At 71.4% G+C, this 1,322-nt stretch carries 2 protein-coding genes; both read right to left on the reverse strand.

Going from position 1 to position 1,322, the window contains the following annotated elements; all coding sequences use genetic code 11:
• The coding region (locus HKK72_RS39335) for an AAA family ATPase (RefSeq protein ID WP_187239442.1) at window positions 1-1,065 on the reverse strand (1,065 nt) is incomplete at its 3' end.
• Window positions 1,062-1,322, reverse strand: a 261-nt coding sequence (locus tag HKK72_RS39340; RefSeq protein ID WP_187239443.1) for a nicotinamide riboside transporter PnuC, incomplete at its 5' end; no start/stop codon positions are given. The genes HKK72_RS39335 and HKK72_RS39340, both read right to left, overlap by 4 nt.

Consider the following 1,322-nt stretch of genomic DNA (forward strand, 5'->3'; position numbering starts at 1 on the left):
GTCGGTGGCCGCCGCGGCGGCGGCGAGGCGGTCCTCGTGCCCGCCGGTCACGACGATGTACGGAAGACCGCGCCGGTCCAGTTCCTCGCGGAACCGGCCCGACATCCACTCCCGGATCGACTCGCCGTCGCGCCAGCCGTCCTGCTCGAACGGCACGTCCGCCGTGTCGGTGAGAATCCACAGATCATGGCGGGCCCGGGCGTGGAGGCGCTCGACGTCCGGGGCCGGCGAGCCGAGATAGCGCTCATGCCACAGCGCGGTCGCGAAGGCGTCGGTGTCGCACACCAGCAGTGGCGAGCCGACACGGGCCGTGGCGTCCTCCATGGCCAGGTGCCGTTCGGCGATCAGCGTGAACTCCTCCGACGACCACGGCAGGTCGCCGATCCACAGGCCGGGATCGCACCGGCGGGCCGCGGCGAGCTTCTCCTCACAGTAGAGCCGCCCGTATTCGGGCACCCAGCGCGTGGCGGACCAGACGCCGCCTCGGCTCGCGTAGTGCGCCGCCAGAGCGCGCGCGAGCGTCGTGGTGCCCGACGACTCGGCCCCGACCACGACCACCCGCCTGGCCAGGTAGGTCCGTACGGCCGGAGACAGCCATTCCCAGCAGGCCACGGGATCACGCCGTACGGCGGTGCCGCTCACCGGGAAGCGCCCCCGCGGCGGGTCGACCGGCACGTGCGCGGCGGAGAACCGCCGGGCGAGTTCGGCGCCGTAGCGCTCCGAGCTGAACACCGCGTCGACGGGCGGCATGTCCACCGCTCCCACGCCGAGGCCGGACGAGATGACCAGCCCGGCGCGGAAGGCGTCCACGTGCTCGGCCCAGACCCGGTCCGACCCATAGTCGATCTCAGTGTCGTCGACCACGGAGACGATCTCCACGTGCGGCTGTGGATGCCGTTCCCGCAGCCAGGCCGTGCGCAACGCGATGGGGATGCTCTCCACGCTTGAGGCGGCCGCGACCACGGTGAGGCGCTCGCACGCCGCCGCAGCGGTGTCGATCAGATGATGGTGGCCTGCGTGCGGCGGATAGAACTTGCCGATGACCAGGCCGTGCCGGAACGTCACAGCGGTACGGAGACCGGTGCGGCGGCCTGGCGAGCCCGCCAGTCACTGCGCCAGGCGATCAGCCCGGCGACACAGAGCCCGAGGAAGACGAGGTAGAGCCCGCTGGTCAGGTAGAGCTTCTTGTAGGCGTACAGCGGGATGTAGACGAGGTCCGCGGCGATCCACAGCCACCAGGACTCCAGCAGCTTGCGCGACTGGCCGTACGTGGCGGCCAGTGACACCGACGTGGTCAGCGCGTCCCAGAACGGCACGTTCGA

The organism is Actinomadura sp. HBU206391 (assembly GCF_014323665.1).
Lineage (GTDB): Bacteria > Actinomycetota > Actinomycetes > Streptosporangiales > Streptosporangiaceae > Actinomadura_C.